Source organism: Clostridium sp. TJA032 (assembly GCF_058310275.1).
Map to the genome: position 1 here is coordinate 326 of NZ_JBZEFB010000018.1, position 394 is coordinate 719.

The window sequence follows — 394 nt, forward strand, 5'->3', positions numbered from 1 at the left end:
TTATGATGAGGAAGATAATGATATTAAGTTAACAGAGGCAAATATAATCTTTAATGATGTTAACATGGAGAAAGCTGGAACTTATAAGGTAACTTATAAAGTAACAGATAGTAATGGAGCATCAACAACTAAGACAATAACTGTTAAGGTAAATCCAAAACAAGAAGTAATAAATCATGTACCAGTTATAAAGGCGGAAGATAAGGTCTTAACCGTAGGAGAATCTTTCAATCCATTAGAGGGAGTAACTGCTTATGATGAGGAAGATAATGATATTAAGTTAACAGAGGCAAATATAATCTTTAATGATGTTAACATGGAGAAAGCTGGAACTTATAAGGTAACTTATAAAGTAACAGATAGTAATGGAGCATCAGTAACTAAGACAATAACT

General features: G+C 31.0%; 1 protein-coding gene. It reads left to right on the forward strand.

Annotation, left to right across the window (positions count from 1 at the left end; genetic code table 11):
• Positions 1 to 394: immunoglobulin-like domain-containing protein (locus AC4FRL_RS11640; protein ID WP_491140410.1), on the forward strand; the 394-nt coding region annotated here is incomplete at both ends.